Genomic DNA, 26,495 nt, shown 5'->3' with positions numbered 1-26,495 from the left:
TGCTTATTTAGTTGCTTTTGGAAAGTTCAAATCTTCGGCTTGTGTAAAAAAGTTGGTTACCAAATCTGAAGCACCTGCTTCTGCAAATGACGAAACGTATACCTTAACAAAATCGATTCCCGGTAAATGAACTTTCTTTCCGTTATTATCTACAGCCCAGCTAATATCTATCGACGGATCTTTAATACCTGCGTAACCCCACTCAAAAGTTCCTATATTAAAATTTGTACCTTCTCCATCGCTTACATCTTTTACCGGCAGATATATTTTTGTTCCTTTTAATGTGTAGGATTCTCCCATCCATTGTGGATAATAATTATAGCGTCTCCATTTTTTTGTTCTTGTAATAAAACCGGAAGCATTTTTATTGTCTTTCCATTTGATATACTCTTTATCAAACTGCCAGTCTTTTGTGCCTGTTACAGCTGCTTTAGCCGCATCTGGCTTAGTGTATGTAATTTCATAATTTTTAACAGTAGTCGATTTATTGTATTCACTACCGGCGATTTCGTACCATTCGTTTTCGTCTGCAATACCATTTTTATTGGCATCATAAGCAACATATACACTTACAGGAGAAAATTTGACGCTATTACTTGTCTCATTCATCAGAATTGTAAAATCGCGTTTACCATAGGCGTTTATTACGGTATGATCAAATGCTGTAACGATAGATCCTCCAAAAGTTCCCAGCGGCACAGCATTTCCTTCGATAAGGTCTGACTGAACTCTTTCAAGAGCTTCTGTTTTGGTTGCAAAGGCAAAACTGTCAAAATTATAGGCCGGGGCAGGTATGTAATCGATAAGCGTTAATGCTTTTGAAGTGTACGTTTTACCTGTTTCTGAAACTGTAATTTTTGTAGCCGCTTGTTTGACAACTTTACCCAATGTTACTGTAAGATCTACAGCATACGTAGCTGCTTTTGGCACTATAAACTGTAAAGTTTTAGTGTCTCCAATAACAGAATCTTTTACAACTCCGTCAGCTCCGCTTACTTTTGTTGTCCATTTGTATTTTGCAAGTGCAGCCTCAGCATTTTCGATCACTACTTCAGGATCTACGGTTACTGCATTGTATCTGCTAACTGTAAAATCTGACGCTAGTTTTACTGAAATTGAAGCTACTTTAACGGGTTGCGTTTCAGTACCTTCTTGTTTTGAATCGTCATTGCTGCAGCAATAAAAAGCGCCAATAGCCAATAGAAACAAACTATATTTTAAATACTTTTTCATATCCTTATTATTTTACTTTTTTTAAGTTGTATTTTTTTAATAAATGAAGATCTCCTGCGCCTGCAAACTTGGTCGCCATTGAAGATTGCTGATGGCAAAGTCCCATAGGTTCGCTAACACAGTTGACAACTTTTATAAAATTAATTCCCGGAAGATTGGCTTTATTACCGTTTTTATCTACTGCCCAGTCGATATCGATATCAGGGTTTACTGCATTTGCATATCCCCATTCCGGAGGTGTAAAATTCCATAACGTAGTCTGTCCAGGACGTGCCGTAACAAAATCTACATTTAGTTTTGTTCCTTCATAGGTAACAGAAGTTTGGGTAGCCCATAAAGGATAATATTCCTTTTTGCTTTTCGATTTTGGCATGTAATAGGTCTCAGGTGAATTATTTTCGCAAAAGATATGTTCACGATCCGAAAACATATCTTTTGGTCCGCTTACTACAACTGGTACTCCCACTGCTTTTTTATGGTAGGTGATTTTAAAATTCTTTATGGTGTTTGCTTTTGTATGCTGGCTTCCTATAATTTCGTACCATTCGTCTTCGTCTGGTTTTCCGTTGCCGTTTTTATCATATGCAACATATATTATTCCCGGTGCCGGCGGATTGGCTTTATCTGTTAAATCTCCTCCATAAATTTTAAAATCGTTTTGTCCCGAAACATTCACCACAGTATGATCGAAACCTACAATAATAGAACCTCCAAAACCTCCCAAATCCAGTTGGTAGCCTACATTGGTTTCATTAATTCTTCCCAAAGCCGTTCGCACTACATCTTCTTTCTTAAAGCCGTCCTTGTATACATCATTGGCAAACATTCCCGGTGCCGGATCAAAATCAAAAATGCTGGTGATGTATGGGTTATAATTTTTGGTTTCGTTCGTTACATTTACTATTGTTTTTTTACTCCCTTTTTTATCTCCCGAAGTAACATTCAATGTAAGTTCATAAGCTCCTGCATAAATGGGTACAAAACGTAAGTCTTTTGTGTTTCCAACAATAGAATCAGTAGTTTGGTTCACCGGATTTTTAGTCAAAATCCATTCGTAAACAGGGCTTGCAACTTCGGCAGAAGCCGGAATATTCAGGACGCTAAATGTCGATGTTTCGTATTTTTCCTGAAGTGTAACTGCGATCTTTTCTTCAGCTTTATCATCATCATTGTTGCTGCTACAGCTTGTGAAAACGGCTGCAAAGGCAATTAATAATAAATGGGTAAGGTTTTTTTTCATGGTTTTTGGTATTATAATTTTAATTTAACATTCTGATTGATCTATTTTCGGGTAGGAATATTTTCTCCTAAAAGGTGTAAATCTGTTGCTCCCATTATTTCGGTAGAAGTTTCGCCTAACCATCCCGCCTGTTGACTAAGACCATTGTACACTTTTACAAAATCTACTCCCGGAAGGCGAATTTTGTTTCCGTTTTTATCAATTGCCCAATCAATATCTATAGCCGAATCATCGTCGTTATTGGGTGCGTTATCTGCATATCCGTAAAGAAATGCATACTGAACAAAATAGCTTCCGGTTCCGCTTTCATCAACTGCATTGTCCGGTAATCTGGTTCCTTTAAAAGTGAGGCTTGGCTGATCTTTGAGCCATTTTGGCCAGTAATCTAATGAGTGATTGTAGGCATTGTTTTGTGCCAGATAACCATCGTTACCCTGATTGTCTTTCCAGTAGATGTATTCCATATCCGTAAAAAGTACGGTTCCGGTTCCACCTCCCGGCACAGGAACTTTATTAGGATCTGGTCTGTAATAAGTAATTTCATAATTATGGATTGTTTTTTCCATTTTATGACCTGCCCCTTCTATTTCGTACCATTCGTCATCCGGAAGTCCGTTTTTATTTTTATCGTATGAAACCATTATCACTCCCGCTTCACTGCTCCCGCCTCGCATAGAAGTATCAGGATTAGGATTGGCATCTGCCCAAAACGCATTGCCTAAAACCCTAAAATCGCGTTTCCCTTTTATGTTTACAACGGTATGATCAAATCCAAAAACGACGTAACCGCCAAAGGCTCCAAGCGAAATAAGATCTCCGTTTTTCTTGGCAAGATATGTATTGGCTCTGGCCAAAATTCTTTCGGCCGTTTCTCCGTCATTGGCTGCCGGTAAATCATTTATAAACTGTCCCGGTGCCGGTTTAAACTCAAATACTTTGTCGATAAAAGTTTTATATTCCTTTGTTTCTTTGGTTACATTTACTTTTACTTTTTGCGTTTGCATCATTCCCTGATCGTTGATTAGTAATGTAACTTCATAAACGCCAACGTCTGTCGCTGCAAATAAGGTTTCTTTGGCTGTAACATCAGAAAATGCATAATTATCAGATGGTCCTTTTGTCACGCTCCATGTAAATTTAGCCTCTGTACTTAGTCCGTTTTGTGCTGTAACTGCTACTATTTTAGAGCGTTGTACACTATATTCATTTTCAATAATAGTTTCTCCTCCATTATCCTCGTCATTCGATCCATTATCAGAACAATTGGTAAGTGTTAGTGCTATGAATACAAGCACTGCGAATCGAAAATGTTTTAAAAAGTTGTGATACATTTTTTTCATTTTAATTTTTAGTTATAAAAGCAATATGTGCAGGAATATTCCCTGCTGTAGTTTTCCATTTTAATTTACCTTCGGGCGTAAAGCAGTAGATGTAACCTGTTACCACGTAATTTTGTGCATCGGTAATATAAATTTCCTTGGTTTCGGGATTTACCTGAAGTCCGTACGGAATCATGATTTGTTTCTCGGTACCGTCTGTAATAATCTTATCGCTTATTACTTTTTTTGTTTTTGTATCTAATATTCCGTAGGTCACTTTATTGCTATTGGTGAGGTAACTCCATGATACACTGTAATAATAGAGTAAATCGTCAACGAGACACATTCCTAAAACCGGCATATCGAGCTGCATTTTTTTCTCATCTGTTTTAGTATCAATCACAAAAAGATTCGAAGGCGTGTTGTAATAATCTCCTCTGGAACTCACATAAATATCTCCCCTGCTGTCGATTTCCATACTGTAAAGGTTGATGCCTACATCGATCTTTTTTATTTCGGTAAAAGTTTCAAGATCGATTACAGATACGGTTCTGTCGTAGTTGGGAACTCTGTAACCTCCGGAATTGGCAACGTAGAGTTTCCCGTTGTGCACTACCATTTGTTCGGGCTGATAACCTACATTTACTTTTCTTTTTATTTCTAATGATGTCGTATCGATTTCTGCTACAAAACCTATTTCGGCATTGGGATCAATAGCGACCGGACCTGCATAAGAACTTACATAAGCTTTGTCTTTATAAAAAGCGACATATCTACAATTAGGAATGTCTATTTTTTTGATGCGTTTTGCCGTCCATTTATCAATAACTTCTACTTTGTTCGAAACATTAATTACCGCGTAAACCTTGTTGCCGTAGATTTGAATATCGTTTCCAACATCACCCAGTTCTTTTACAACTGTTGGGTTTCTTTCTGAATAAATATCGGTGGTATAATTTCCTGTCCTGTAATTGAATACATCAATACTGGCTCTGTTCATTCCCATATTACCTTCATTAAGAAGATAAAATCCCTCTATTTTTCCGTCGCTTCTTGGCGCGGCTACACTTTTATCCGAAGATGGAAAAATCGTTTCCTCTTCCCTACAGGAAACAAAAGCAAGGGTTATCAATAAACCGAGGACTAATTTTGTGGTGATTTTTTTCATAGCTCGATACTTATTATAAATTTCATTGTACGACCCGGCATAGGATAATTGTAAATTACCTCGTATTGCTGATCGAAAACATTGTTAAGTTCTATTGCGCCTTTCATTTTATAATGCTGAAATGCAAAAGATTTCTGTACTGCCAAATCGTGTGTATACCAGGGCTGGACTTCATTCACTTTTATATTATTAACATTGCCATTGTATCGTTTTCCTACGTATACAAAGCTGTAATTGAAGTTCCAGGTTTCATACTCAGCATTTAATATTCCGGATCCGCTATGCCATGGCGTATAAGGGATTTGATCTCCATAAGAAGACAATTCCAGACCGCCAAATTTGGTATAATCCCTGTTTTCAGAATAGGTATAAGTAAGATTTGTGGTTAAGTTTACTTTGCCAATGTGCATGCCCATATTCACGACAGATTCTATTCCGTGTCCTTTTACCTGTCCCATATTGGTCATCATCCAGCGAAATAAATTTCCTGTTGGCGCTGCTACTATTTTGTCTTTGGTATTGGTATAATATCCATCAACCTGAAAAGATATTTTATCGAAAAATCCTTTATTTACAAGTACATTATAAGTAAAACCAATATCGTACTGATTCATGTATTCAGGTCTTAAAGTACTTGAACCAACCATTGTATAATACAAATCATTAAAAGTGGGCATTCTGAAAATACGTTTTGCAAATGCTCTTATATTAAAATCATAGTCCTTAAAAGGTGTGTAACCTAAAAATAAGGCCGGTGTAAATTCTTTTTTATCGGGAGCTTTTGCATTGTAACGCACTTCTTCCTGAACATAAGTACCTACAACACTTCCTAATGCTTTAAAACCACCAAGTCTATAAGAACTTGCCAAAGAAAACAATGCTGTATAACGTTGCGGAAAAGAAAATTGAGTATTTATTCCTTTTCGTGTTGCATTTAGTCTATTGTATTGAAAATCTGTAGATAGCGAAACATCCCAGTTCGATACTATACTGTACATGTTGACTGCTGACACATAATATTCCTGCTGGTAATAACTATCATCAGATTGTGCGCCTTCGGTTACGGTTTCACCTAATATATTGGTTGTATCTCTTGCCACATAATGCGTGTAATCGTATGCGTATTTTCCTTTGGCCTGAAACTTATATCTTTTGGTAAAATCTTTAATGAAAGTTCCTTGTGCGAAAAAATTCTTATCATATTGCCTGAAACCATCAGAAAATTTATTCTCGACAATCGCTCCCGGAGCTCCTCTGTCTGAATCATAATAATACACTTTGGCATCCCAGGAACCATTATTGATTTTTCCGTAAAGTCCGGATTCAAATCGCAAGGCTTCTATATCGCTATTATGTCTCGTGGCAGTAGTATCGTAGGCTACAGATCCGTCGAGATTATTTCTTTTGTATCTAAATTTATATTGTCCGTTTGATTTGATGTATTCAGAACTGACGTTCATACTGACTTTATCGCTCAGTTTTTGTTCCCATCTAAAAGAAGGATCGAAATAATTGATAGACATAGTTTTAAACCTTACCAGTAAATTTGTTTTTTTATCGCCAACAAAAACAGGACGTTTTGTTCTTAAATAAATAGTCGAAGCGGCTGAAAAATCTTTTGCTGATTGAAAAATTTCACTTTTCTGGCCGTTGTATAATGTTAGGGATTCCATGTCATCTAAGGAATATTTGCCCAGATCCGTGACTCCGTTTTGCGCGTTACCTAACTGAATACCATCGTAAAAAACACCTACATGATGCGTACCCATATTACGTACATCGACCGTTTTAAGTCCGCCGAGACCGCCATAATCCTTAATTTGAATTCCGGCAAAATATCTCAATGCATCGGCAACATTATGGCTTGCTAAATTCTCGAGTAATTTTCCGGAAAGGCTTTGTACGGGAATTACTTCCTGATAGGGTTTACCTTTCAAAATAACTTCTTTTAAAACGCGCAAACTGTCATTAGATACTTGCGAATGAAGCAAATAAGGAGCAAGAAATAAGAAAAAGAATAAGAGTATTTTTTTTGTATTATACATCACTTGATTTAATTAAAATAAATTTCGCGGATGTAGTAATCAAAAAGCAAAAAGAGAGAATCCCGCTATGCAATAGCAGGTCAATTCTTGTTGTTCGACTTTATTCCACGAAAGTCTTAAACTATGTGATTATGGCAGGTCTCCTGACTTGTTCCATCTTTAAACAACCTTCTCATCCGCAGCAGCGAACAATGGCATTAGTAACGTTTAAAGACTTGTATAGAACTTACAGTAGCGGGTCTGCTCAGGATTTACACCTGATTCCCTTTTAACTATTTTCTTTTATTTTTCTAAAGAAAACAGACCAAAATCTGACGTAAAGATATGATTATCTTTATAAAAAGAAGTATAATGCAACAAAATTACATTTTTAACAATGAATTAACACAAATGCTATTAATAACACAAGTGTCTTAAAAACAGGTTTTTGCCAAATTAATTTGAGTTAAAATACAGATCTAAGATTGGCAACGATTTCGACCGTTTGGACTTGGAGAATTTGGTTCTAAAAACACCTAACCCAAGGTTGAAACCTTGGGCTATGGTTGAAATAGGATTAGAAATTAATGATCTAATAAAATGTAGATTTTTATTTATAAGCAATAATTTTATAATTATCTGAAAATTGTTATCGTATCTGCCAAATTTTCTTTGTAGATAAATGCTTTAATAAATTCCTGGACTTCATTTGTAGTTTCAGAAGGAGTTGCGAAAGAATTGATATGAAATTCATCATCCTGATCCAGGATGTGAATAATTTCGGTATAACCTTTAGAGATTAAACTACCCTTTAATTTAATAATATTCAACTGTTGTTGACTATCCAACTCCTTACGAACTTTTAGTTTTATAGCTTTATCCATTTGTAAATATTTTAAATTATTTGACTCTGATTCATTCTCAAATATAAATATTAATTCGTTACTAATGTTCCTAAAATTGCTTTATAAAACATTATTTATCAACACACTAATAAACAAAAGTTTAAGAAATTGTTATTAATTTTATTAAATCGTTAACTACTTTCTAAATTTAATTTTCTTATATTTTACACTAATCGCAAAATTGATATCGCTAATAAAAGCTTCCCTATTATTAAAATTTCAATAACTTTGGATGCTACTATGCACAATCAACTTAGAGAACATATCGAGAAAATAATTCCTCTTACAGACGAGGAGTTTGCTTTTGTGGCTGCTCATTTTACTGCCAAAAAATTTAAAAAGCATCAGTTTCTTATTCAGGAAGGTGATGCTGTAAAGTATTCTTATTTTGTACTTTCCGGACTTTTGAAATTGGTTTATACTGATGAAAAAGCAAAGCAGCATGTTGTTTCTTTTGCGATGGAAGATTGGTGGGAAAGTGATTACTACGCCTTTTTTACCCAAACTGAAGCTACAATGACATTAGAATGCCTTGAAGATACTGAAGTGCTTTGCTGCTCGTTGGAAGATTATAAAAAACTATGCAACGGCCTGCAAAAAATGGAGCGCTTTTTTCTGGAGAAAGCCACTTTTGGTTTTCTGGGATCACAACGCCGCATTATTTCCTGGCAGACTTCTAACTCTAAAGAGCGTTACGACCAATTATTAAAACAATATCCTTCGCTAATGCAGCGTGTTCCTAAAAGTTTAATCGCTTCGTATTTAGGCGTGTCCCGCGAAACTTTAAGCAGATTATCTTCCTGATGTGACAATTCTCACATCAAAATCGTGAAAAATGTCACGAGTACTTTCCAGCCGTTATGCTCAATTTTGTATTACAATTTTAAAATGTAATCGTGAAAAAAACAGCAAACCTTTTAGTATTACTATTATTAACTACGATGCCTGTATTGGCACAAACGAAAAAAGGAAAACAAATGGAAAAAAGAGCAATCAATCCTTGGGAATGGCAGAACCAGCGCAGTTACGTACAGGCTGTTGAAGTAAAAAATCCGGAAGGAACCCTGTACGTTTCGGGACAAACGGCTATCAATGCTGAAGGAATCTCGAGTAACGAAAACATGGAATCGCAAATAAAACTGGCTTTAAAAAATCTGGAACAGGTTATTACAGAAGCCGGATATGAATGCAAAGGAATTGTTCGGTTGAATATCTATACTACCGCGACTGATGAGCTTTGGCCGCATTTTAATCTTATTCAGGATTGGGTGGCGAAGCACAACATCAAACAAGCTACAACTTTACTCGAAGTAAAAAGTCTTTTTGAAACCTTAAAAGTTGAACTGGAAGCGACTGTTGTAAAATAATCTGTCACGCTATAATAAAAAAGAAGCGGTGTTTTCCTGAGTAAGAAAAACACCGCTTTTTTATTATTCTGTTTTAGCTGCTATCATTTTTTATTTCAAATTAAAAAAAACCTTCATCTACATTTCCTCTTGCAAAGATTTTTAAACAAAAAATCAAATAAAAATCTTCTTACATTTCGACCTAAACAATAACATATCAAACTGTTATACCCAAAAACATCTAATTCTTATTATTCTTTTTAATTTTTTGCCTTATATTTCAAAACTAAAAATCCAATTCTTACGTAATTACCTGAAACGATAGTCTTGTAATAAGATAAATTCAATTCACTGGTACGTTTTTGGAAAAATATTGAATTTTATCTTATTCCTGATTATCGTTATTTTTATTAAATTTAAGAATATTAAGTGTGGACAATAGTAATGTACTAAGATTAAAAAGAACTTTAGCTTACCTGGAAAGCAAACAACGTGAATTAAAAAGACAAACAGAAACCGATACCCGAAGTCTTGAGTCTATGATAAAATATCTAAAAAAAGATATGCTGGAACAGTTTAAATTAACCGAATATGATGTTTATATAAAAGGCGAAATCAACAATACCGAAACTTTTATTCAAAGCGTTAAAAGCATTATAGAAAGTAATTCACATTAGTTCAACCATCATTATTATAACTTAACTACTGTGCTATTTTATTGTATTCATCCATTGCTTTATTAGGATCTGCGGTTGCATATTCGTTCTCGGGTTCTGGAATTACATGAATTTTTGAATCACTTAAAGCAACTATAGCAGAACAAACGTAAACGCCAATTTTACCTTCGCTGTATTTATAGTCCAATAACGTTAGCTTCACGATTTCATTGATCGAAAGTTCATAATAATTTCCGTAACGAATGATCTTAAAATAAATTTCTTTAGTATCTACGATTTCAAATTGGTTGGTTTGAATATTTTCGAAAACAAAATTATTTTTCACATCCTTTTCATTAAATCCCCAGGCTCTAAATTGCACAAACCCATTTACAAAATCAATTGAGATGTAATAAGCCGTTCCTTGTTCATCACATTCGATGACAAAACCGGTTTTTCCCATTCCTTCGACAGCCAATGTTCCTTCCCAGACAAAATTTTCCGATGGTTTATCAAAACAAAAAACTTCATAACCGCTTCGGCAGCCCATTCGCCATTTATTTTCATTTTCAACCTCAAAATTTGCCGACGGATTTCCTAAAATAGGTACCGGAATAGGCAAGTTTTTTTGTTGAATGGTTCTTTGGTACAGCGTTCTCCAGTGATGATAGGTCTTTAATAACAATCTTCCATTACTATCAACATCCAGCTGTTTTGGTGGCGGAATCACGCGAAGTGTATTCACATTTCCTCCCACGAAGTAAAAATTATAAATGAGATAATACTCGCCTTCTTTTACAATTCTTGCGGCGTAATTACCTTGCGGCATTAATACATTATTATGAAAGGCGTGGTATTCTCCTTTAAAATCAGGAGAAAACCAGTAACGCACTTTGATATCTTCGCGAATTGAACCCAGCAAATAATGCATTCCTTTTATTTCTACCACGCAGGGACATTCGATATCATCATATACATACGCTACGTGCAGCGGTTTTTGCAGCACAAAACCTTTTTCTTCTCTTTTTGCAACTCCTATACAACCTCTTCTGTATGTAGGTCCTACAGCGCTACGGGCACAAATAAGCAGATAATCTTCTCCTTCAAATTCATATTTATAAGGATCTCTGAAACTAAGCCATTCACGCGGATTATTCTCTCTGCTTTCATAATACGGAGCATTACTTCGCAATGGTAATCCATATTGATTGTCTTTTGTCCAGTGAATTAAATCAGGCGAAACTGCGCGCCCTACTTTTTGGGTTATTCCTTTGTCCTGACGTTTTAAACCTGTGTAATACATTTCGTAACCTTCTCCGGCAGAGTTTTTACTAACATGCATTGTCCATAACATATCATCATCCCACTCACCCGGATCGCCTACAAACAAAGCATTCTTTACTCTTTTCCAAGAAAGACCATCTTTTGATACTGCATGCGCAATATAATCGTGATTGGGAATAATAAGATGAAATAAATGATGCACTCCGCTCTCATCTATAAACACATCAACGTCTCCTATTTCCCAATTACTAAATCCTGAACCTGAATACATATTTAACCTATTTTATTATTTAACATATTGTGTCATTTTTTGTCATCCTGAGCGAAGTCGAAGGACCGCAAACAAAATCACCAATCTTTGTCGAAATTCCACATTTCAAGGGATTAAAATCCCTTGCTACAATATGAATCGTTCCTTCGGAACTTTCTAAAGACAACGATAATCCGGACATCTCAAAGAATAACCAACATCTGTTATTTATTTAATTATTTTATAATGTTTTAACCCTTCTAAAATACCGGAAGAAGCTGAATCTTTGGCCACATAAATACTTTTTGTAGTTTCATAATCAGCCAATTCAACACTACGATTTCCTACGATGATTCCTTTTACAGCACCTCTGAACATATCGATATCATTTCCGGAATCTCCAGCAGCAATAACATTCGATAAAGGAATAGACCATTTACGGCATAAAAATTTGATAGCATTTCCTTTTGAGGCTCTTTTAGGGATAAAGTCAAGAAACTCGCCGTGACTCGGAATAATATTTACTTTGTACCAACCTGTACCTAAAACTGCAATTAACTGCTCGTGATCGTATTTTTCTTTATCATAATAATACGATATTTTATAGGGGTTTTGCGCTTCTTCTTCCTGCAATCGCAACCACGGAACTTCTTTTAGACGGTTGACAATATCTTCTCTTTTCCATCGACCGGCCAAAAATTTAGCCCAGCCTTTATCTAAAATATAATCTTTACCATTTGTATAATAAATCTCAGTCCCTACAGAGCAAATAATAAAATCCGGCAATGGAAATTGTTCTTCGTCGATCACTTGTTTTACCAATGCTAAATTTCGTCCGGATGCCAGTGCGAATGCCATTTTATCGGTACGATTGATCAAATGTTCTTTGAGTTCTCTTAGTCCGGGGTTGTTTAATTTTGGTTCTATCAATGTACCGTCGATATCCGAAACAAATAAATGTTCCACCTTACGTTTTAATCTTTCGATATTAATATTAGGATAATGCTGTTTTTTGATTCCTGAACCTGATGATAAGGATAAATTTTCATTGACCAAATCAACATATTGATTGACATGGCTTAACCAGCTATAATGTTTCTGAATATTAATGGCGCCATTGTTCGAATAATATTTCCATTGATTTTCATTGGTTAAAATATTTCGTAATGCTTTTTTGATTTCGTTTTCATCCAGTGGATCTACTAATTCTCCGTTCTGGCAAGTCGGAATAATTTCTGATGGGCCGCCGTTCTTGGTTACCACAACCGGTAATCCGGAACTTGCCGATTCAATTACGGTTAAACCGAAGTTTTCATGCAAGGCCAAATTCACAAAAACACCTCTTTTTTCGGCTGCATAACGGTAAATAATCGAAACCTCATTTTCTACATCATGTTTTTTCGGAATGGCCATTTTTCCGTACAAATCATACTTATCCATCAACAGCAATAAATCTGTCAAAACATCTTTTTCAGATTCCGGCATTTTTGAAATATCTTTTCTGATTCCGGCAAAAATGACCAGATTGGCAATGCTTTGCAGTTCTTTGTCTTTACCATAAACTTCAATTAAGGTATGAAGATTTTTATGGCGATCAGGTCGTGAAAGCGCCAGAATAAAAGGCTTGTGCGGATTTATTAAAAATTTCGAAATAGTCTCTGCTACCCAATATTTTCTTTGCTCCTCCTCCATTTGTTTTTCAGAGTCCTGCTCCTTTTGGTAATAAGGAACAAATTTTCTGGTATCGATTCCCGGCGAAATAGCGTGGTATTTTGCTAATTCAAAATTTTTATAAGGTTTATAGGTTTCAATTTCCTGTTCTGTCGAGCTAACAATAAATTCAGATAATTCTAATGTTTTTTCTTCGGCAGCGATTCTTTGCGTGAATTTGAATTTCTTTTCGATTTCTTCTTCGCTCAAACCACTTTCGAGCAATTTACTTTTTTTATGAAAACCTAAAGAGTGCCCGGTATGTGCGAAAGGAATATTTAAAATAGTAGATAATTCGCTGGCTACATATCCTGCGTCGCCATAATGCGAATGAATCCAGTTTGGGAATATATCGTGAAGTTTGATATGCTGAACAATTCCGTTTACAAAAGTGTCTAAGCCTTCCCATAATTGTTCTTTTGCTTTGTACTTTTTTCCCAGAAAAGGAATACGTCTTATGTCTAATTTATCATTAATGATTTCGATAGGCACTGCATATTCAGGAGAAAGATTTGGATCGTCAATTAATCTTGTAAAAAGGTGAACATGTTCTACATCTTCGTGTTGTGATAAAAACTCAGCAAGTTCGTATACGTATTTTGTTTGTCCGCCATTATCAGCATCTCTACCAATCTCCAAACCAGAACCTTTTAAGAGTCCGTGAATGTTGATTAATGAAATTCGTAATTTTGTCATCATTGTCTTTTATTTGTTAGAATTTTTAAGGTACGAAAAATCGAGCAGTTTTGCCCAAAATCATAAAAAAAATAACAGGATTATTAACATTTACAAACAAAAATGTAAGAATGATGGTGGTTGCAAAGTAAATTTTATGATTTTCGAAAAACACGAAAAAAAATCAAAAATGTGGAATTGAAGATTTACAAAAACAAAAGTTTAGCCACAGATTATAGGATTAAAATGATTTGAAAATCTTTGAAAATCATAGCTATTTCGTCGCAAAAAAAGCCACGAATTCACGAATTTAAAAATTGTTTAATTATTGGCTATAAATATATCGCTTCTACGGAGCTATAAAAACGTGTTAGTACGATTGCTATATAATTATTCTTCAGGCAGCAGATCATCTAAATCAGATGTTTTATAAAACTTAAGATCGTTTAGCTTCATGTATTTACAAATGAATTCTAAGGTTTCTATTTTTGTCTGATAATTTTCGGTTACATTTTTAACGGGTTTATGACCGCATAAAAGTAAAATTTTGTTGTGTTTTTTGGCATAATCCAGCAATTCTAAAACATACGGAATACTAAAATGTATATGGCTATTATCGATATCAAAAGCAAATACTATTTTTGAGTTGCTAAAAAAACTGTCTTGTTTCTCCGGAGCTTCGCCTCCAAAAGCTCTTCCTCTAATAATTTTATAATCATTGGATAAAGCTTTATCAAGTGCGTCAGATCTTTCTCCGTACGGATAGGCAAATGTCGTAACATTAAAACCTAATCGTTTCATAGAGATAATCATAGGATCTATTTCCTGTTGCATATAAGCATCGATTCCGTGTTGGTTAACAAATTTTACGGCATTGTAATGATGGTAGCCATGACCGGCAATTTCGTGACCTTCCTTTTGCAATTGAAGAAGTTTTTTAATCTGAGGTTTTCCAATCGAGTCTATTCTGCAAACATTAAAAGTAGCTTTCCATCCGTATTTTTTCAAAGCCTGATCGGCCTCGTACCATTCATCAACATACGCATCATCAAAAGATAAAATTACACCTGCTTTGTACGGTTTCGATTCTGGTTTTTGTTTTTTGGTTTCGCAGGAAAAAAAAGTTAAGAACATTAAAAACAGTATTATTTTAGTGTAGAATAGCTTCATATATTACTTTTTTATTTAAAAAAATTTAGGTTCCCGATAACCTTTACGGAATTTTAAAGATACCAATTTCTACATTACAAAAATTCAATTTATAGGCTACTATATTCTTTTACGATTCTTTGCTCACGGTGATACTTTTAGTTACTTTTATCACAACAAATTTGATTCTTATCCGGTTATGAATAAAGTATTATTAGTTGAAGATGATCCAAGAGTGGCTTCGTTTATTACGCGAGGACTTGAGGAACATCTTTATGAAGTTAAAACCATTACCAAAGGTTTTGATGCTATAAAAGAAGTGATGGAAAACGAATATAACATTATTATTCTCGACATCATGCTTCCTGATATTACCGGATTTGAAGTTTGTGAAGTTTTAAGGAGCCGAAAAATAATTGTTCCGATCCTTATTTTGAGCGCACTCGATACACCACACGAAAAAGTAAAAGGCCTGCAGGCCGGAGCCGATGATTATCTTGCCAAACCATTTTTATTTGAAGAATTATTAGCCCGAATAAACGCGCAGCTTCGTCGTGCCGAATTCAGTACCGGAATTCTGGATTTTCAGTCGTACGCCGGAGTCGAAATAAATATGAAAGAACAAAGTGCTGCCAGAGACGGGAAAGAACTAAATCTATCTTCGAGGGAATTAAAGCTTTTGATATTTTTTATGAAAAACCGCGAGAAAGCCTTATCCCGAATTGAAATTGCTCAAGCGGTCTGGAATATCGATTTTGATACTACTTCAAATACTGTAGATGTTTATATTAATTATCTCAGAAATAAAATCGACAAGAACTTCCCTACTCCGCTCATTCATACTATAAAAGGAACAGGATATATGCTCAAACAAAAGAGTTATGAATCTTAAAAATAAATTAGCTGCCAATTCTACTTTGCTGTTTGCTTTTATTACCGGGCTTCTTATGGCTGGATCTTTCCTTTTGTTCAAAAGTCACATGAAGGATCTTTATTTTGATAATCTTGAAGATCACGCGATGACAACGGCTCTTTTTTATTTTGAAAAAGATGAAATCAAAGAATTTAACAGTCAACGTTACAAACAAATTGAACTTCAGTACAAACGCATCAACAACGAATCGATTCGGGTTTATGATACTAAAACAAACCAACTTTATGTACGAGATACTATTGATTTTGATTTAAGCGAAAAGGACTTAAAAAACATTAAAAAAGAAAAGCTGCAAACCTTTACAAGAGGCGACAGACAATTTGTAGGTTTATTTTATAATGACAATCAGGGCGATTTTATTATTATAGTTTCCGGAATCGACCGCGCCGGCAATCATCAATTGGAGATGCTTGGCCTTATGTTTATTTTGTTTTATCTCGCCGGGATTCCTTTAAATTATCTTTTAGGAACTTTCTTAGCCAAACAAACTTTCCGTCCGTTTACAGAAGTTATCGCAAAAGTAAACAACATAACAACCGAGAATCTTCATTCGAGATTAGATGTGCCGCAAGCGAGTGGAAAAGATGAAATTAAAGAATTGGTTACTACCTTCAATTATCTTCTGGAAAGATTAGAAAGTGGTATCATGATTCAGAATAATTTCCTGAAAAATGCTTCACACGAATTGAAAACGCCGCTTACTATTATTATAGGAGATCTGGATGTTTCGCTGCAGCAACCCAGAACAAATAAGCAATATGAAGAGATATTAAAATCCCTTCGTAAGGATGCATTACATCTTAAAGCAACTCTCGAAGGTCTTTTGGTTTTATCCGGATTGGAGCTTTCAGAACCTCAACAAATGGAAACCATCAGAATCGATGAGATTTTATGGAATGTTCTTGAGAAAAAAGCTATCGAATATCCGGAATCTAAGGTTTCTTTCAATTTGAATGCCATAGCAGATCAGGAAGATTTACTTTCTATTTATGCCAATAAACACATGCTTTTTATAGCCTTATATAATATAGTAGATAATGCTATAAAATTCTCCTCTCCTGCTCCGGTTGCAATTTTTGCCCTTTCAAACGAAAACAAACTTGTCATTAAAATTACCGATCAAGGTCCCGGAATTTCAGATACTGATAAAGAATCTATCTTCGATCTCTTTTTTAGAAGCGATAATACGCGCCACATTCAGGGGCAAGGTTTGGGGCTTTTTATCACGATGCAGATTCTTAAACTTCATAATATTAATTTAATAGTAGATTCTGAGTTGGGGAAAGGGACTTCGTTTTCTTTGGTGTTTCCTTAAATGTTTTTGTTTCACGCAGATTTTGCAGATCGAGCAGATTAAATTGATTAAAAAATAAGCTTAAATCTGTGCAAATCTGCGTAAAAAATTCTTAACTCAAAGTTAACCACAATCTTGTCATCCCGAGGCACGAGGGATCTCCGCAAGAAACTCCGCAATCAAAATCGTCAATCTTTGTAGAGCTACTTACGAAGATCCCTCGTTCCTCGGGATGACAAAAACACGCAGACAACTCACGCAGATTGAGCAGATTTAATTTGATATAATAGACACAGATTAAAGGATTAAATTGATTTAAAAAAAATCTGCTTAAATCTTTTTAAATCTGCGTGAAAAAATTCAACACATAGAAAACATATAACCACAGATCAAATTAATTAAAAAAAATCTGCTTAATCTGCAAAATCTGCGTGAAAAAAAACTTAACACAAACCATAAACAATTCTCTATTTTAAGTCACAATGTTACTATTCGATGATGTCACTTTTTACAATCGGTAACATTTACATAACACTCTAATCTTTTTCTAATCTACTTTAAATCCAGCTTTAATGTACTTATTTTTAGCATTTTACTCAAGTAACTGATTTTAAAGAGATAATTCCTTTTTCTTGAAATAACACCTTCATAATCCTAACTTAACAATGAATTGTTTTATGATTTTAAGTTAACAAAAGCGTTAAATCTGATCGAAACAAAGGGAGTTTCTTTGTCAAATAAAAACTAAAACAACATGACAAAACTAAAACTCTTTTTTTCGGCATTCATGCTTCTTGTTATGGGGAACATTTTTGCTCAAATTACAACCTCATCTTTATCTGCAAAGGTTAGCGATGGTACAAGTCCGCTTACCGGCGCTGAGGTTACACTAACACATTTACCTACTAATGCAGTTTACAGAGCTGTAACCGACAAGCAAGGTAGATTTAGTTTCGAAAATTTAAATGCCGGCGGACCTTACGAACTTGAAATTAAAAGTTCAGAAACCAAAGATTATTCTAATGCACAAATACATTTAGCATTAGGCGACAATGATTTACCAACAATTGTAGTGGGTAAAACAGATAATAATGTATTAGAAGAAGTGGTGATTACAGGTTCTAAACCATCGTCTAAAAATAACGGAACAAGTATTAATGAGAAAAAAATTAATGGTTTACCGTTGATCAACAGAGGGATTCAGGATGTTACTAAACTGGTTCCTCAAAGTTCAAACAACTCTTTTGCAGGAACGAACTTTAGATACAACAACGTAACCATTGACGGTTCGATCAATAATGATGCAATTGGTTTTAGCCCGTCTTTAGGTGGTCAGTCCGGAACTTCAGGAATGCCTGGAAGCAGCACGCGCTCGAACTCTATAAGTTTGGATGCAATACAGGATATTCAGGTTTATATTGCTCCTTACGACATTAAATTAGGAAACTTTTTAGGAGGAAGCGTTAATGCTGTTACCCGCAGTGGTACAAATGAAGTAACAGGATCTATTTATAGCTATGGCAGAAATGCTGCTATTACGGGTCCTAATAATGCTGGTGACGGTTCTAAAATGCCAAATTCTTTTGGTGATTACCAAGTTGGTTTCAGACTAGGTTTACCCATTATCAAAGACAAATTGTTCTTTTTTACCAATATGGAATATGCCGAAAGAACCGATCCTTTGTTCTACAATGCAGGACAAACAGATTCTAACGGAAAATTGACTTCATTGGTTGATAATGCTACAGCAGAGCAAATTTCAAACTTCGTAAAAACAAATTACGGATTTGATCCGGGAAGTTATGGTGCTTACAACAACTTTGCAAAAAACCAAAAATTCTTCAATAAATTAGATTGGAAAATTAATGATAAACACGCTCTTTCGTTACGAAACAATACGGTTATTTCTCAGGCTTCGAATTTAGAACGTGACGCAGCAAACTTCAGGTTTTCAAGCATGGATTTCACGCAAAAAAACCAATCTGTTAGTACGGTTTTAGAATTAAAAAGTCATTTCAATAGCCAATGGTCAAACTCATTCCTTGCAAGTTATTCGGCTATTAAAGATTATCGTGATCCAAAATCATCAAATGCCATGTTTCCTCAGGCTGAAATTGGTTACAACGGAGGAACAATATTCTTAGGAAATGATCGTGAAGCTACTGTTTTTAATATGAAACAAAATACAGCCGAAATCACGGACAACCTTACTTATAAAACAGGAAATCATACTTTATTGTTTGGTACGCACAACGAATTCTACGACATTAATTACGGATTTGTAAATGCGCTAAACGGAAGAGTTTCATACAAATCTCTTGCAGATTTCATGAATAAACTTCCTACTCGTGTTCGTGGCACGTATCCTTTTGACGGTTCTACAAGAGATGAAATCTTTAATAACCCGTATGCTAAATTCAAAGTAAATCTTTATAGCGTTTATGTACAGGATGAGATAAGAATTGGCAACAAACTTAAAGTGACTCCTGGTGTGAGAGTTGATTATACTGATTTGCCAAATAAACCAAAATTGAGCCCTCAGGTACAAAATTCTCCTGCTGATGCTAACTATGGTAATACTTACAGTTACACTCCTTTAAATCAAATTAGTAATAACTTTTTTACTACCGCATTAGTTTCTCCAAGAGTTGGATTTACCTATAATGTAGACGAAGATAAAACCCTTGTTTTAAGAGGTGGTTCTGGAGTATTTACAGGCAGAATTCCTTTTGCATGGTTAGGATATGCGTATTATAATGATGGTGTAGGTTACGGAAGTTATGACAAAAATAACCTTACAGCAGCTCAGGTTACAGCAGCAGGTGATCCTTTGGCAAACAATGGTTTGAATGGATACCACGATGCTACGCCAAAAGTTCAGGCAGATTTAGTAGATAATAAATTTAAAATGCCGGCTGTTTTAAGAAACTCTTTGGCAATCGATAAAATTATCGGTGGCTATAAATTTACAACCGAAGGTATTTATACTAAAGTAATTCGTGATCTTGAGTTTCAACAGGTAAATAAGACCGATAACCCAACTTATTTTTCTTATGATACCAATCACCAAATGCCAATTTATGCCGCAAACATAAACCCAGCTTTTTCTAATGCTTACTTATTATCAAATACTAATAAAGGATACCGATACAGCATTACTGAAATGGTTTCGAAATCATACGATTTTGGTTTGAATTTTATGGTGGCGTACACTTATGGAGATTCTCGTGACGTTACAAACGGAATTCGTAACTCTATGGAAAGTAACTTCCAGATGAATCAGTCATTGACACCTAACGATCCTCAATTGGCCACTTCGAACTTTAATATCAAACACAGAATTGTTTCTAATGTTGGATATGCGGTAAAACTGGCTGACAACAATACTTTCTCTGCTAATGTGTATTTTAATGCACAATCTGGAAATCCGTTTTCATGGGGATTTGTAAACTCAACCATTGCAGGAACAGGACAAGCAGCAGGTTTAGCTTATATCTTTAAAGATGCAGCAGAAGCAGCTAAATATATCGGTGTAAGTGCAGCAGGTGTTCCATCCGCTACAGCGGCTCAACAGGTAGCAGATTACGAAGCTTTCATTAACGGAAATGATTATTTGAAAAGCAGAAGAGGAACATTCACACAAAGAAATGGTGATACAACTCCATGGAACATTCAGGCAGATTTGAAATTAACGGATGAAATCAAAGTTCAAAAAGTAGGTACATTCCAAATTTCATTTAGTATGGCCAATGTTGGAAACCTTATCAACAAAGATTGGGGAAGAAGCTATTTTGTTCCAAACACTTACAATTCGACAGCTAACCTTGGGTTAACAAAATCAGGAAACTTAGGCGGAGTTGCTACTGGCGATCCAACGTACACTTTCCAAAAACCTACGGCTACACCTTATACTATAGATCAATTGGCTTCAAGATTCCAAGGTCAGCTTGGATTGAGATATTCGTTCTAAAGATTTGTGTTTTATTTTTTTTACTTGTCCCCCAGTTTCACACCCTTATGAAACTGGGGGACTTTTTTTATTTAAAACTTAAATAAAAATTCCAATCAATTGATTTTAAAATTCCAATTTTTTAAATTCCAAATTCCAATTGTTGGTCTATAAATTTGTTGGATTTTGGATTTTGGATTTTGGATTTTGGGTTTTGGAATTTGGAATTTGGAATTTGAAATTTTATCCCTCCAGCGGTAAAATAAACTTAAAAGTACTTCCTTTTCCAAATTCACTTTCGGCCCAAATTTCGCCTTGGTGTTTTTTTATAAATTCACTGCAGAGTAATAATCCCAAACCATTTCCGCTTTCGTTTTCTGTTCCTTTCTGAATTACTTTGGCATTAATTTTAAAAAGTTTTTCTTTTATATTATCAGGAATTCCAATACCATTGTCCGTGATCGATACTTCTGCTTTTTGGTTTCTCTTTTTAATCGTGATACTAATTTCTCCTTGCTGATCCGTAAATTTAATGGCATTGGTCAGCAGATTTCGCAAAACAGTATCAATCATGTATTTATCGAGTTTTACTTCTATAATTTCGGTCGATTCAAACTTAAGATCTATGTTTTTATTTAATGCTGTATTTCTGTTAAGTGCTATGTTCTCTTCAATCAGGGTATTCAATACTACTTTTTTAGGACTGTATTCAATCATTCCCGTTTGTACCCGCGACCAGTCTAAAAGATTCTCCAGCAGCTTATAAATGTTTTTGTTCGATTCGTGGAGCATTCCTGTAATTTCCCTAATCTCTTCACGACTGTAAGCATCAATTTCCTCAGCTAATATTTCTGATAATGCAACCGATGATCCCAACGGGCCTTTTAGATCGTGCGCTATAATCGAAAAGAATAAGTTTTTATCGTTTAAAAGCTTTTTGATTTTAAGATCTTGTTTTTCTTTTACCAGCAACAAAAATCCTACTGTACCAATAAGAGTGAGCAAAAACAAACTAATACTGTACAAACTGTCGAAAACGCGGTACGAAAAAAAATATTCCTGCGGATTGATATAATTATAAACTGCACGTATGAAGATTAAAATTTCAAAAACAGCGTAGCCCAGTAAATAAAACATCCGAAAAAGATTATTTCCTTTTTCTCTGAAATAATTAATTGTTGGCGGCAAAAAAATGGCAAAAATTCCCAGTGACATAATTACAATTCGGGTATTCACCTTACTCTCTAATAATGTTGCAATATTAAAAACTGCTATTGCAACAATGGTTATGCCTATTTGCAAGCGATTACACCTTCTTGATTTCAATTTGAGCATCGATAACATCGCTATTGTTTCATAGCAGCATCCGCACAAAATGATAGAATTGGCAATATTAATAGAAATAAAATCCGGGATTATGTTTCTTAAAAAAATAAGAACCCAACCAATGGTCAGGGTTATTTTTCCGTAGCCAAAAATGTTTAATTTTCTTTTGTTTTCAATCGAAGCATACGAAAACGAATAACTAAAAATGAGAATGCAAATAAATAAGTTTCCCCAAAAATAAAGCAGGAAAACTGTTTTTGGATCCAGTGGTGAAAATTCAGGCATTATAGACTTTAGTAGGTTAAGAAAGTACACAAATATACAAATTCATGCTGTAATGTTATATTACACTGAGTTCATTGGTTATTAAACGATCTTGGTGACAAAATATTTCAAAATTTATTTCTGTTTTTATTTAAAACAAATTGAATTCATCTTTAAAGATTATAACTATTTTTATGTTCTAAGGAAAAATTGAATTAAAGCATTAATTAAAAACAGGATGAGAATAATGATTATGGGGGCCTCGGGAGCCGGCGCAACAACACTTGGCAATTCTTTCGTAAAAAATAATACCCGTTTTTTGCACCTGGATTCTGACGAGTACTTTTGGGAAAAAACAGATCCTCCTTTTCAGGAAGCAAAACATTATGAGGAACGCAATTCCTTATTCGAAACCGATTTTTATTCTCAGGAGAATGTAGTTGTTACCGGTTCTATATTTCGTTGGAAAACAAATTATAAAGATCTATTTGATCTTGTTGTTTTATTATATATTCCGCAAGAAATCAGATTGCAAAGATTGGCTGACAGGGAAATCTCGAGATATGGAAATAAAATACTTTTTGATGAAAAATTAAACACCAAATACAAGGCATTTCTAGCCTGGGCTGCCGAATATGATTTGGAAGAAAATACCACCAGCAGAAGTTTTAAACAGCAAAAGCAATGGCTAACCGAAGTAGAATGTACGACTTTGTTTCTGGATGGTGATTTAACGGTAAAAGAAAGGCTTGAGCTTTTACAAAATTATATTGTATAGACCAAATTTGTTCACTTTCCTGCTAAGCAACAAGATATCAATCAGGAGAATATTGTCGGTTCGTTTTCCAGAAAACTTTCCATTGTATAATCGGCTAAACTTAAATTAAGATCTTCATTTCCGTTTGTAAACGCAACGACTTTCATACCTGCCTTTTTTGCGGCCATCATTCCCGAATAAGAATCTTCGATAACAATGCAATTTTCAGGCTCGATTCCTAATTCTTTCGATGTCATTAAATATATAGCGGGATCAGGTTTTCCTAATGGTACAAATTCTGCCGAGAAAATGATATCAAAATAGTCAGCAATACCCGCTTTTTCTAACACTACAGGTATTATTTTATAAGGAGAATTTGTTGCGAGACCTATTTTAAAACCATTGTCTTTAAGTTTTTTTATAAAAGATTCGATACCATTTATTTCGCTTCCATCCTGCTCTACCAAGTGCATTACTCTCGCGACCACCATTTCTTCAACCTCTTCCAGGCTTTTACTTTCCCAGGGAAATTTTTCATACCAAAACTTTGTTACTTCTACAGTTGTCATTGTTTTGGTTCGATTGGTAAATTCTTCATTTAATGTAACTCCAAGTGAAGAGAAAACTTCAAATTCAGCTTTTTGCCAAAACGGTTCCGAATCAATAATTACACCATCCATGTCGAAAATAACTGCTTTCATAAAGTAACGGAATTCGAGTTTACTATCACTCTGATTGAGCTGCAAAAATAAATCTTTTTAATTTTAGAATTGAAAAACAAAAGGATTAAAGCTAAAAGTATTTCTCAATATTTTCCAACTAAAATCAAAAGTGCCTTACTATTCATATGATATAGCTATAAACCGACTATAAGTATTCTCTTTTCTGCTTATTAAATAATAATTTCATAATAACTCTGTTTTACTGATAGTTACAATATTAATTTTGTAAATTTATTCGTTCAAATAAACGAAATCCGTTTCTACAAGCCTAAAAAAATATTTCTTCATTACGTTATTCAATAAAAATCATCTTTTGTACTTGAATAATGAATCCGCATAATTCTATTCGTTACCCATCAAAATTTATCTGACACTAAAAATAGGTTTCATGACAGGAAATAGTCGTTCCGTAACATCTTTTTCTGGATATAGGTAACAGATATCTAATTTTAAAACTGATTAAATAACAGCCATTAATTAATGAAGCATTTTACTGAAGTATAAATTCTAAGTTTTTTGCTTTTTAATAGTTTCTGTTCCAAATCTAAAATATAGAATTTTATTTACAAAAACAGGTAAAAATACCTGTAAATAAGATACTTATAAAAAGTACATTAGCATTCTATTACAATTTTATTAAACCTGTTTGAAGAAAAACAGGATCGCTACAAAACTAAATCTAATCATTAACTATTTAAAACATTAAATTATGGAAGAATTCATTGGAGTTGTAAAACTTTTTGCAGGAAATTTTGCTCCGAGGGGCTGGGCTTTGTGTAACGGGCAAATAATGTCGATTGCACAAAATAATGCCTTATTCGCAATTTTAGGTACTACTTACGGAGGGAATGGCCAAACAACATTTGCATTACCTAATCTTCAGGGTTCAACAGCTATTGGAGCAGGAAATGGTGGTGGATCAAACTACGTTCTTGGACAAGTTGCTGGTACACCAACTGTTTCTCTTTTAACAAGCAATTTGCCTGCTCACGTGCATGCAGGACCTGGTAAAATATCTGTAAGTGCATCAAATGCGACAGATTCAACTCCAGTAGCCGGTGCGTCAATTGCCGCACCTGGATCTGTTATATCCAGAGTCTTTACTCCAACGTTAGGATTTACAACTGCAACCCCAAGTGTAGATTTAACAACTAATGTTACAACAGGTGCAACAGGTAGTAATATTCCTGTTTCTATCATGCAGCCTTATGTGGCATTAACTTATATTATCTGCTTAGAAGGTATTTTCCCTACAAGAAATTAATAGCTTATTTTTTAAGGCTGTAGGACCATTTTGGTATTTCGCTAAAATCGTACAGCAACTGAATTCCTGAATAATCATTGATACTATAAAGAGATACAACACAAAACGGATTTGTTATATAAGACTCAGCGGTTTTTAATTCAATGTTGTCAAATACTTTAATTTCAGTAAAAATGCAAACATCAGGACATTCAGTAAAATTTTCGGGCAGATCATAAAAGTCACTTTCAAATTTAGAATTATGACCTAAACTGCCAAGTTCTTTGCTTATTGTAAATAATCTATCAACAAATACATGATGAGGATAGGGCTGCAATTGTTTGTGGCCCTTTATCTCTTCTTTGGCATTTTTAAGTGATGGCTCGTAATCAAAAAAAGTGTAGGCCAGATCTATTCTTATTTCTTCGGGAATTAAAATTGCGTGTTCAGGCAGCTGCTTAACAATATTTTTCACTATAGCAACTTGTGGTTCACGGGTTAAAGCATAGTGCATGGTTTCAGATATGGCCAGATCTATTGTAAAATCTTCTGGTTTTGTATAAGTCGTGGCATCCGTTTCAATTAATTGTAAGGAGTATTCGTCAAGACCAATTACTGTTAAAAGATGGCGAACAGATTGTATTGATTCTGCATTAATATCTAATAAAATGGCATTAATCCTCTCTTTATTAAATAATGGAAGTAAAGGCAGAATTAAAGTGGCATAAGGTCCACAGCCTGCATAAAGTATATTGATGCTTTTTTGAGGAAAGTCATCGGATAATTTAGTTATGGCCTTGTAAATTCCTTTTAGAAAATAAATGGTACGCAAATAGTCATCTATACAATCTGCCGCACCGGAACTTGATAAGGCAATACCACCTTTTACAGAAACTTCATTTCCATCAGAATGTTGAACTTCAGAAAGGCTGCTGTAAAAATCAGAAAGAGCTTTGGCACATTTTGCATGATCAGTAACCGTATTTGATTGAATGATAGATTGAACAATAATCGCAAGCTTTTGTTTATTCATAACTTCAAATTTAA

At 34.6% G+C, this 26,495-nt stretch carries 20 protein-coding genes and 1 riboswitch; of the genes, 8 read left to right on the top strand and 12 right to left on the bottom strand.

Going from position 1 to position 26,495, the window contains the following annotated elements; all coding sequences use genetic code 11:
* Positions 1-3 precede the first annotated feature (3 nt).
* The 6 genes from FLP_RS12300 to FLP_RS12275 all read right to left on the bottom strand — a co-directional run bounded on the left by FLP_RS12300 (position 4) and on the right by FLP_RS12275 (position 7,868).
* Positions 4-1,233, bottom strand: coding sequence for a hypothetical protein (locus FLP_RS12300; RefSeq protein ID WP_065449792.1), 1,230 nt, complete (start codon positions 1,231-1,233; stop codon positions 4-6).
* Positions 1,234-1,240: 7 nt separating this feature from the next.
* Positions 1,241-2,473, bottom strand: a complete 1,233-nt coding sequence (locus FLP_RS12295) for a hypothetical protein (protein ID WP_065449791.1) — start codon at positions 2,471-2,473, stop codon at positions 1,241-1,243.
* 41 nt (positions 2,474-2,514) lie between these two features.
* Positions 2,515-3,804 (bottom strand): cell surface protein, encoded by a 1,290-nt coding sequence (locus tag FLP_RS12290; protein ID WP_123921669.1) that lies wholly within the window; start codon positions 3,802-3,804, stop codon positions 2,515-2,517.
* A gap of 10 nt (positions 3,805-3,814) precedes the next feature.
* Complete coding sequence (locus FLP_RS12285; RefSeq protein WP_065449789.1) at positions 3,815-4,960, bottom strand: DUF5074 domain-containing protein; 1,146 nt, start codon at positions 4,958-4,960, stop codon at positions 3,815-3,817.
* On the bottom strand, positions 4,957-7,005 hold the full coding sequence (locus tag FLP_RS12280) for a TonB-dependent receptor (RefSeq protein WP_065449788.1): 2,049 nt from the start codon (positions 7,003-7,005) through the stop codon (positions 4,957-4,959). The genes FLP_RS12285 and FLP_RS12280 overlap by 4 nt, the downstream gene beginning before the upstream one ends.
* A gap of 116 nt (positions 7,006-7,121) precedes the next feature.
* Positions 7,122-7,329: riboswitch (cobalamin riboswitch) on the bottom strand.
* Positions 7,330-7,619: 290 nt separating this feature from the next.
* On the bottom strand, positions 7,620-7,868 hold the full coding sequence (locus FLP_RS12275; RefSeq protein WP_065449787.1) for a hypothetical protein: 249 nt from the start codon (positions 7,866-7,868) through the stop codon (positions 7,620-7,622).
* Positions 7,869-8,129: 261 nt separating this feature from the next.
* On the opposite strand from FLP_RS12275, the gene FLP_RS12270 reads away from it, so the two are divergent.
* From FLP_RS12270 to FLP_RS12260, 3 genes are all read left to right on the top strand, one after another.
* Positions 8,130-8,693 (top strand): Crp/Fnr family transcriptional regulator, encoded by a 564-nt coding sequence (locus FLP_RS12270; RefSeq protein ID WP_065449786.1) that lies wholly within the window; start codon positions 8,130-8,132, stop codon positions 8,691-8,693.
* Between the two features lie 173 nt (positions 8,694-8,866).
* The gene (locus FLP_RS12265) at positions 8,867-9,256 is read left to right on the top strand and encodes a RidA family protein (RefSeq protein ID WP_065450275.1); all 390 of its coding nucleotides are present in this window, start codon (positions 8,867-8,869) and stop codon (positions 9,254-9,256) included.
* A gap of 410 nt (positions 9,257-9,666) precedes the next feature.
* On the top strand, positions 9,667-9,912 hold the full coding sequence (locus FLP_RS12260; RefSeq protein ID WP_065449785.1) for a hypothetical protein: 246 nt from the start codon (positions 9,667-9,669) through the stop codon (positions 9,910-9,912).
* A 25-nt stretch (positions 9,913-9,937) separates the two neighbouring features.
* On the opposite strand, the gene FLP_RS12255 is transcribed toward FLP_RS12260, so the two are convergent.
* The 3 genes from FLP_RS12255 to FLP_RS12240 form a co-directional block, all read right to left on the bottom strand.
* Positions 9,938-11,446, bottom strand: coding sequence for a glycoside hydrolase family protein (locus FLP_RS12255; RefSeq protein WP_065449784.1), 1,509 nt, complete (start codon positions 11,444-11,446; stop codon positions 9,938-9,940).
* A gap of 207 nt (positions 11,447-11,653) precedes the next feature.
* Positions 11,654-13,834, bottom strand: coding sequence for an HAD-IIB family hydrolase (locus tag FLP_RS12250; RefSeq protein ID WP_065449783.1), 2,181 nt, complete (start codon positions 13,832-13,834; stop codon positions 11,654-11,656).
* A 366-nt stretch (positions 13,835-14,200) separates the two neighbouring features.
* Positions 14,201-14,980 (bottom strand): polysaccharide deacetylase family protein, encoded by a 780-nt coding sequence (locus FLP_RS12240; RefSeq protein WP_065449781.1) that lies wholly within the window; start codon positions 14,978-14,980, stop codon positions 14,201-14,203.
* 178 nt (positions 14,981-15,158) lie between these two features.
* Between FLP_RS12240 and FLP_RS12235 the strand changes: the two genes are divergently transcribed.
* From FLP_RS12235 to FLP_RS12225, 3 genes are all read left to right on the top strand, one after another.
* On the top strand, positions 15,159-15,851 hold the full coding sequence (locus FLP_RS12235) for a response regulator transcription factor (RefSeq protein ID WP_065449780.1): 693 nt from the start codon (positions 15,159-15,161) through the stop codon (positions 15,849-15,851).
* On the top strand, positions 15,841-17,208 hold the full coding sequence (locus tag FLP_RS12230; RefSeq protein WP_243397609.1) for a HAMP domain-containing sensor histidine kinase: 1,368 nt from the start codon (positions 15,841-15,843) through the stop codon (positions 17,206-17,208). The genes FLP_RS12235 and FLP_RS12230 overlap by 11 nt, the downstream gene beginning before the upstream one ends.
* A gap of 733 nt (positions 17,209-17,941) precedes the next feature.
* A complete protein-coding gene (locus FLP_RS12225; RefSeq protein WP_065449779.1) occupies positions 17,942-21,157 on the top strand; it encodes a TonB-dependent receptor in 3,216 nt (1,071 codons plus the stop codon).
* A gap of 222 nt (positions 21,158-21,379) precedes the next feature.
* On the opposite strand, the gene FLP_RS12220 is transcribed toward FLP_RS12225, so the two are convergent.
* Positions 21,380-22,747 carry a sensor histidine kinase gene (locus FLP_RS12220; RefSeq protein ID WP_065449778.1) on the bottom strand — a complete coding sequence of 456 codons (1,368 nt, stop codon included), beginning with the start codon at positions 22,745-22,747 and terminating at the stop codon, positions 21,380-21,382.
* Between the two features lie 226 nt (positions 22,748-22,973).
* Here FLP_RS12220 and FLP_RS12215 point away from each other — a divergent pair, with 226 nt between their 5' ends.
* Positions 22,974-23,504: an AAA family ATPase gene (locus FLP_RS12215; RefSeq protein ID WP_083195852.1), complete on the top strand. Its 531-nt coding sequence runs from the start codon at positions 22,974-22,976 to the stop codon at positions 23,502-23,504.
* A 41-nt stretch (positions 23,505-23,545) separates the two neighbouring features.
* On the opposite strand, the gene hxpB is transcribed toward FLP_RS12215, so the two are convergent.
* On the bottom strand, positions 23,546-24,184 hold the full coding sequence (hxpB, locus tag FLP_RS12210) for a hexitol phosphatase HxpB (RefSeq protein WP_065450273.1): 639 nt from the start codon (positions 24,182-24,184) through the stop codon (positions 23,546-23,548).
* Positions 24,185-24,914: 730 nt separating this feature from the next.
* Here hxpB and FLP_RS12205 point away from each other — a divergent pair.
* Complete coding sequence (locus FLP_RS12205; protein ID WP_174548792.1) at positions 24,915-25,469, top strand: phage tail protein; 555 nt, start codon at positions 24,915-24,917, stop codon at positions 25,467-25,469.
* Between the two features lie 4 nt (positions 25,470-25,473).
* Here the strand turns inward: FLP_RS12205 and FLP_RS12200 are convergent, their stop codons facing one another.
* Positions 25,474-26,481, bottom strand: a complete 1,008-nt coding sequence (locus tag FLP_RS12200) for an SAM-dependent methyltransferase (protein ID WP_065450272.1) — start codon at positions 26,479-26,481, stop codon at positions 25,474-25,476.
* Between the last annotated feature and the right edge of the window lie 14 nt (positions 26,482-26,495).

The sequence above is a fragment of the Flavobacterium piscis genome (assembly GCF_001686925.1).
Taxonomy (GTDB): Bacteria; Bacteroidota; Bacteroidia; order Flavobacteriales; family Flavobacteriaceae; genus Flavobacterium; species Flavobacterium piscis.
This window is presented reverse-complemented; position numbering and strand designations above follow the sequence as displayed.

What these genes read in the sequence shown, in the direction of transcription:
- FLP_RS12270 (WP_065449786.1), top strand. Translation starts at nt 8,130, where the DNA reads ATGCACAATCAACTTAGAGAACATATCGAGAAAATAATTCCTCTTACA.
- FLP_RS12220 (WP_065449778.1), bottom strand. Translation starts at nt 22,747, where the DNA reads ATGCCTGAATTTTCACCACTGGATCCAAAAACAGTTTTCCTGCTTTAT.
- FLP_RS12230 (WP_243397609.1), top strand. Translation starts at nt 15,841, where the DNA reads ATGAATCTTAAAAATAAATTAGCTGCCAATTCTACTTTGCTGTTTGCT.
- FLP_RS12250 (WP_065449783.1), bottom strand. Translation starts at nt 13,834, where the DNA reads ATGATGACAAAATTACGAATTTCATTAATCAACATTCACGGACTCTTA.
- FLP_RS12235 (WP_065449780.1), top strand. Translation starts at nt 15,159, where the DNA reads ATGAATAAAGTATTATTAGTTGAAGATGATCCAAGAGTGGCTTCGTTT.
- FLP_RS12255 (WP_065449784.1), bottom strand. Translation starts at nt 11,446, where the DNA reads ATGTATTCAGGTTCAGGATTTAGTAATTGGGAAATAGGAGACGTTGAT.
- FLP_RS12265 (WP_065450275.1), top strand. Translation starts at nt 8,867, where the DNA reads ATGGAAAAAAGAGCAATCAATCCTTGGGAATGGCAGAACCAGCGCAGT.
- FLP_RS12280 (WP_065449788.1), bottom strand. Translation starts at nt 7,005, where the DNA reads ATGTATAATACAAAAAAAATACTCTTATTCTTTTTCTTATTTCTTGCT.
- FLP_RS12275 (WP_065449787.1), bottom strand. Translation starts at nt 7,868, where the DNA reads ATGGATAAAGCTATAAAACTAAAAGTTCGTAAGGAGTTGGATAGTCAA.
- FLP_RS12240 (WP_065449781.1), bottom strand. Translation starts at nt 14,980, where the DNA reads ATGAAGCTATTCTACACTAAAATAATACTGTTTTTAATGTTCTTAACT.
- hxpB (WP_065450273.1), bottom strand. Translation starts at nt 24,184, where the DNA reads ATGAAAGCAGTTATTTTCGACATGGATGGTGTAATTATTGATTCGGAA.
- FLP_RS12290 (WP_123921669.1), bottom strand. Translation starts at nt 3,804, where the DNA reads ATGTATCACAACTTTTTAAAACATTTTCGATTCGCAGTGCTTGTATTC.
- FLP_RS12205 (WP_174548792.1), top strand. Translation starts at nt 24,915, where the DNA reads ATGGAAGAATTCATTGGAGTTGTAAAACTTTTTGCAGGAAATTTTGCT.
- FLP_RS12295 (WP_065449791.1), bottom strand. Translation starts at nt 2,473, where the DNA reads ATGAAAAAAAACCTTACCCATTTATTATTAATTGCCTTTGCAGCCGTT.
- FLP_RS12225 (WP_065449779.1), top strand. Translation starts at nt 17,942, where the DNA reads ATGACAAAACTAAAACTCTTTTTTTCGGCATTCATGCTTCTTGTTATG.
- FLP_RS12285 (WP_065449789.1), bottom strand. Translation starts at nt 4,960, where the DNA reads ATGAAAAAAATCACCACAAAATTAGTCCTCGGTTTATTGATAACCCTT.
- FLP_RS12215 (WP_083195852.1), top strand. Translation starts at nt 22,974, where the DNA reads ATGATTATGGGGGCCTCGGGAGCCGGCGCAACAACACTTGGCAATTCT.
- FLP_RS12200 (WP_065450272.1), bottom strand. Translation starts at nt 26,481, where the DNA reads ATGAATAAACAAAAGCTTGCGATTATTGTTCAATCTATCATTCAATCA.
- FLP_RS12300 (WP_065449792.1), bottom strand. Translation starts at nt 1,233, where the DNA reads ATGAAAAAGTATTTAAAATATAGTTTGTTTCTATTGGCTATTGGCGCT.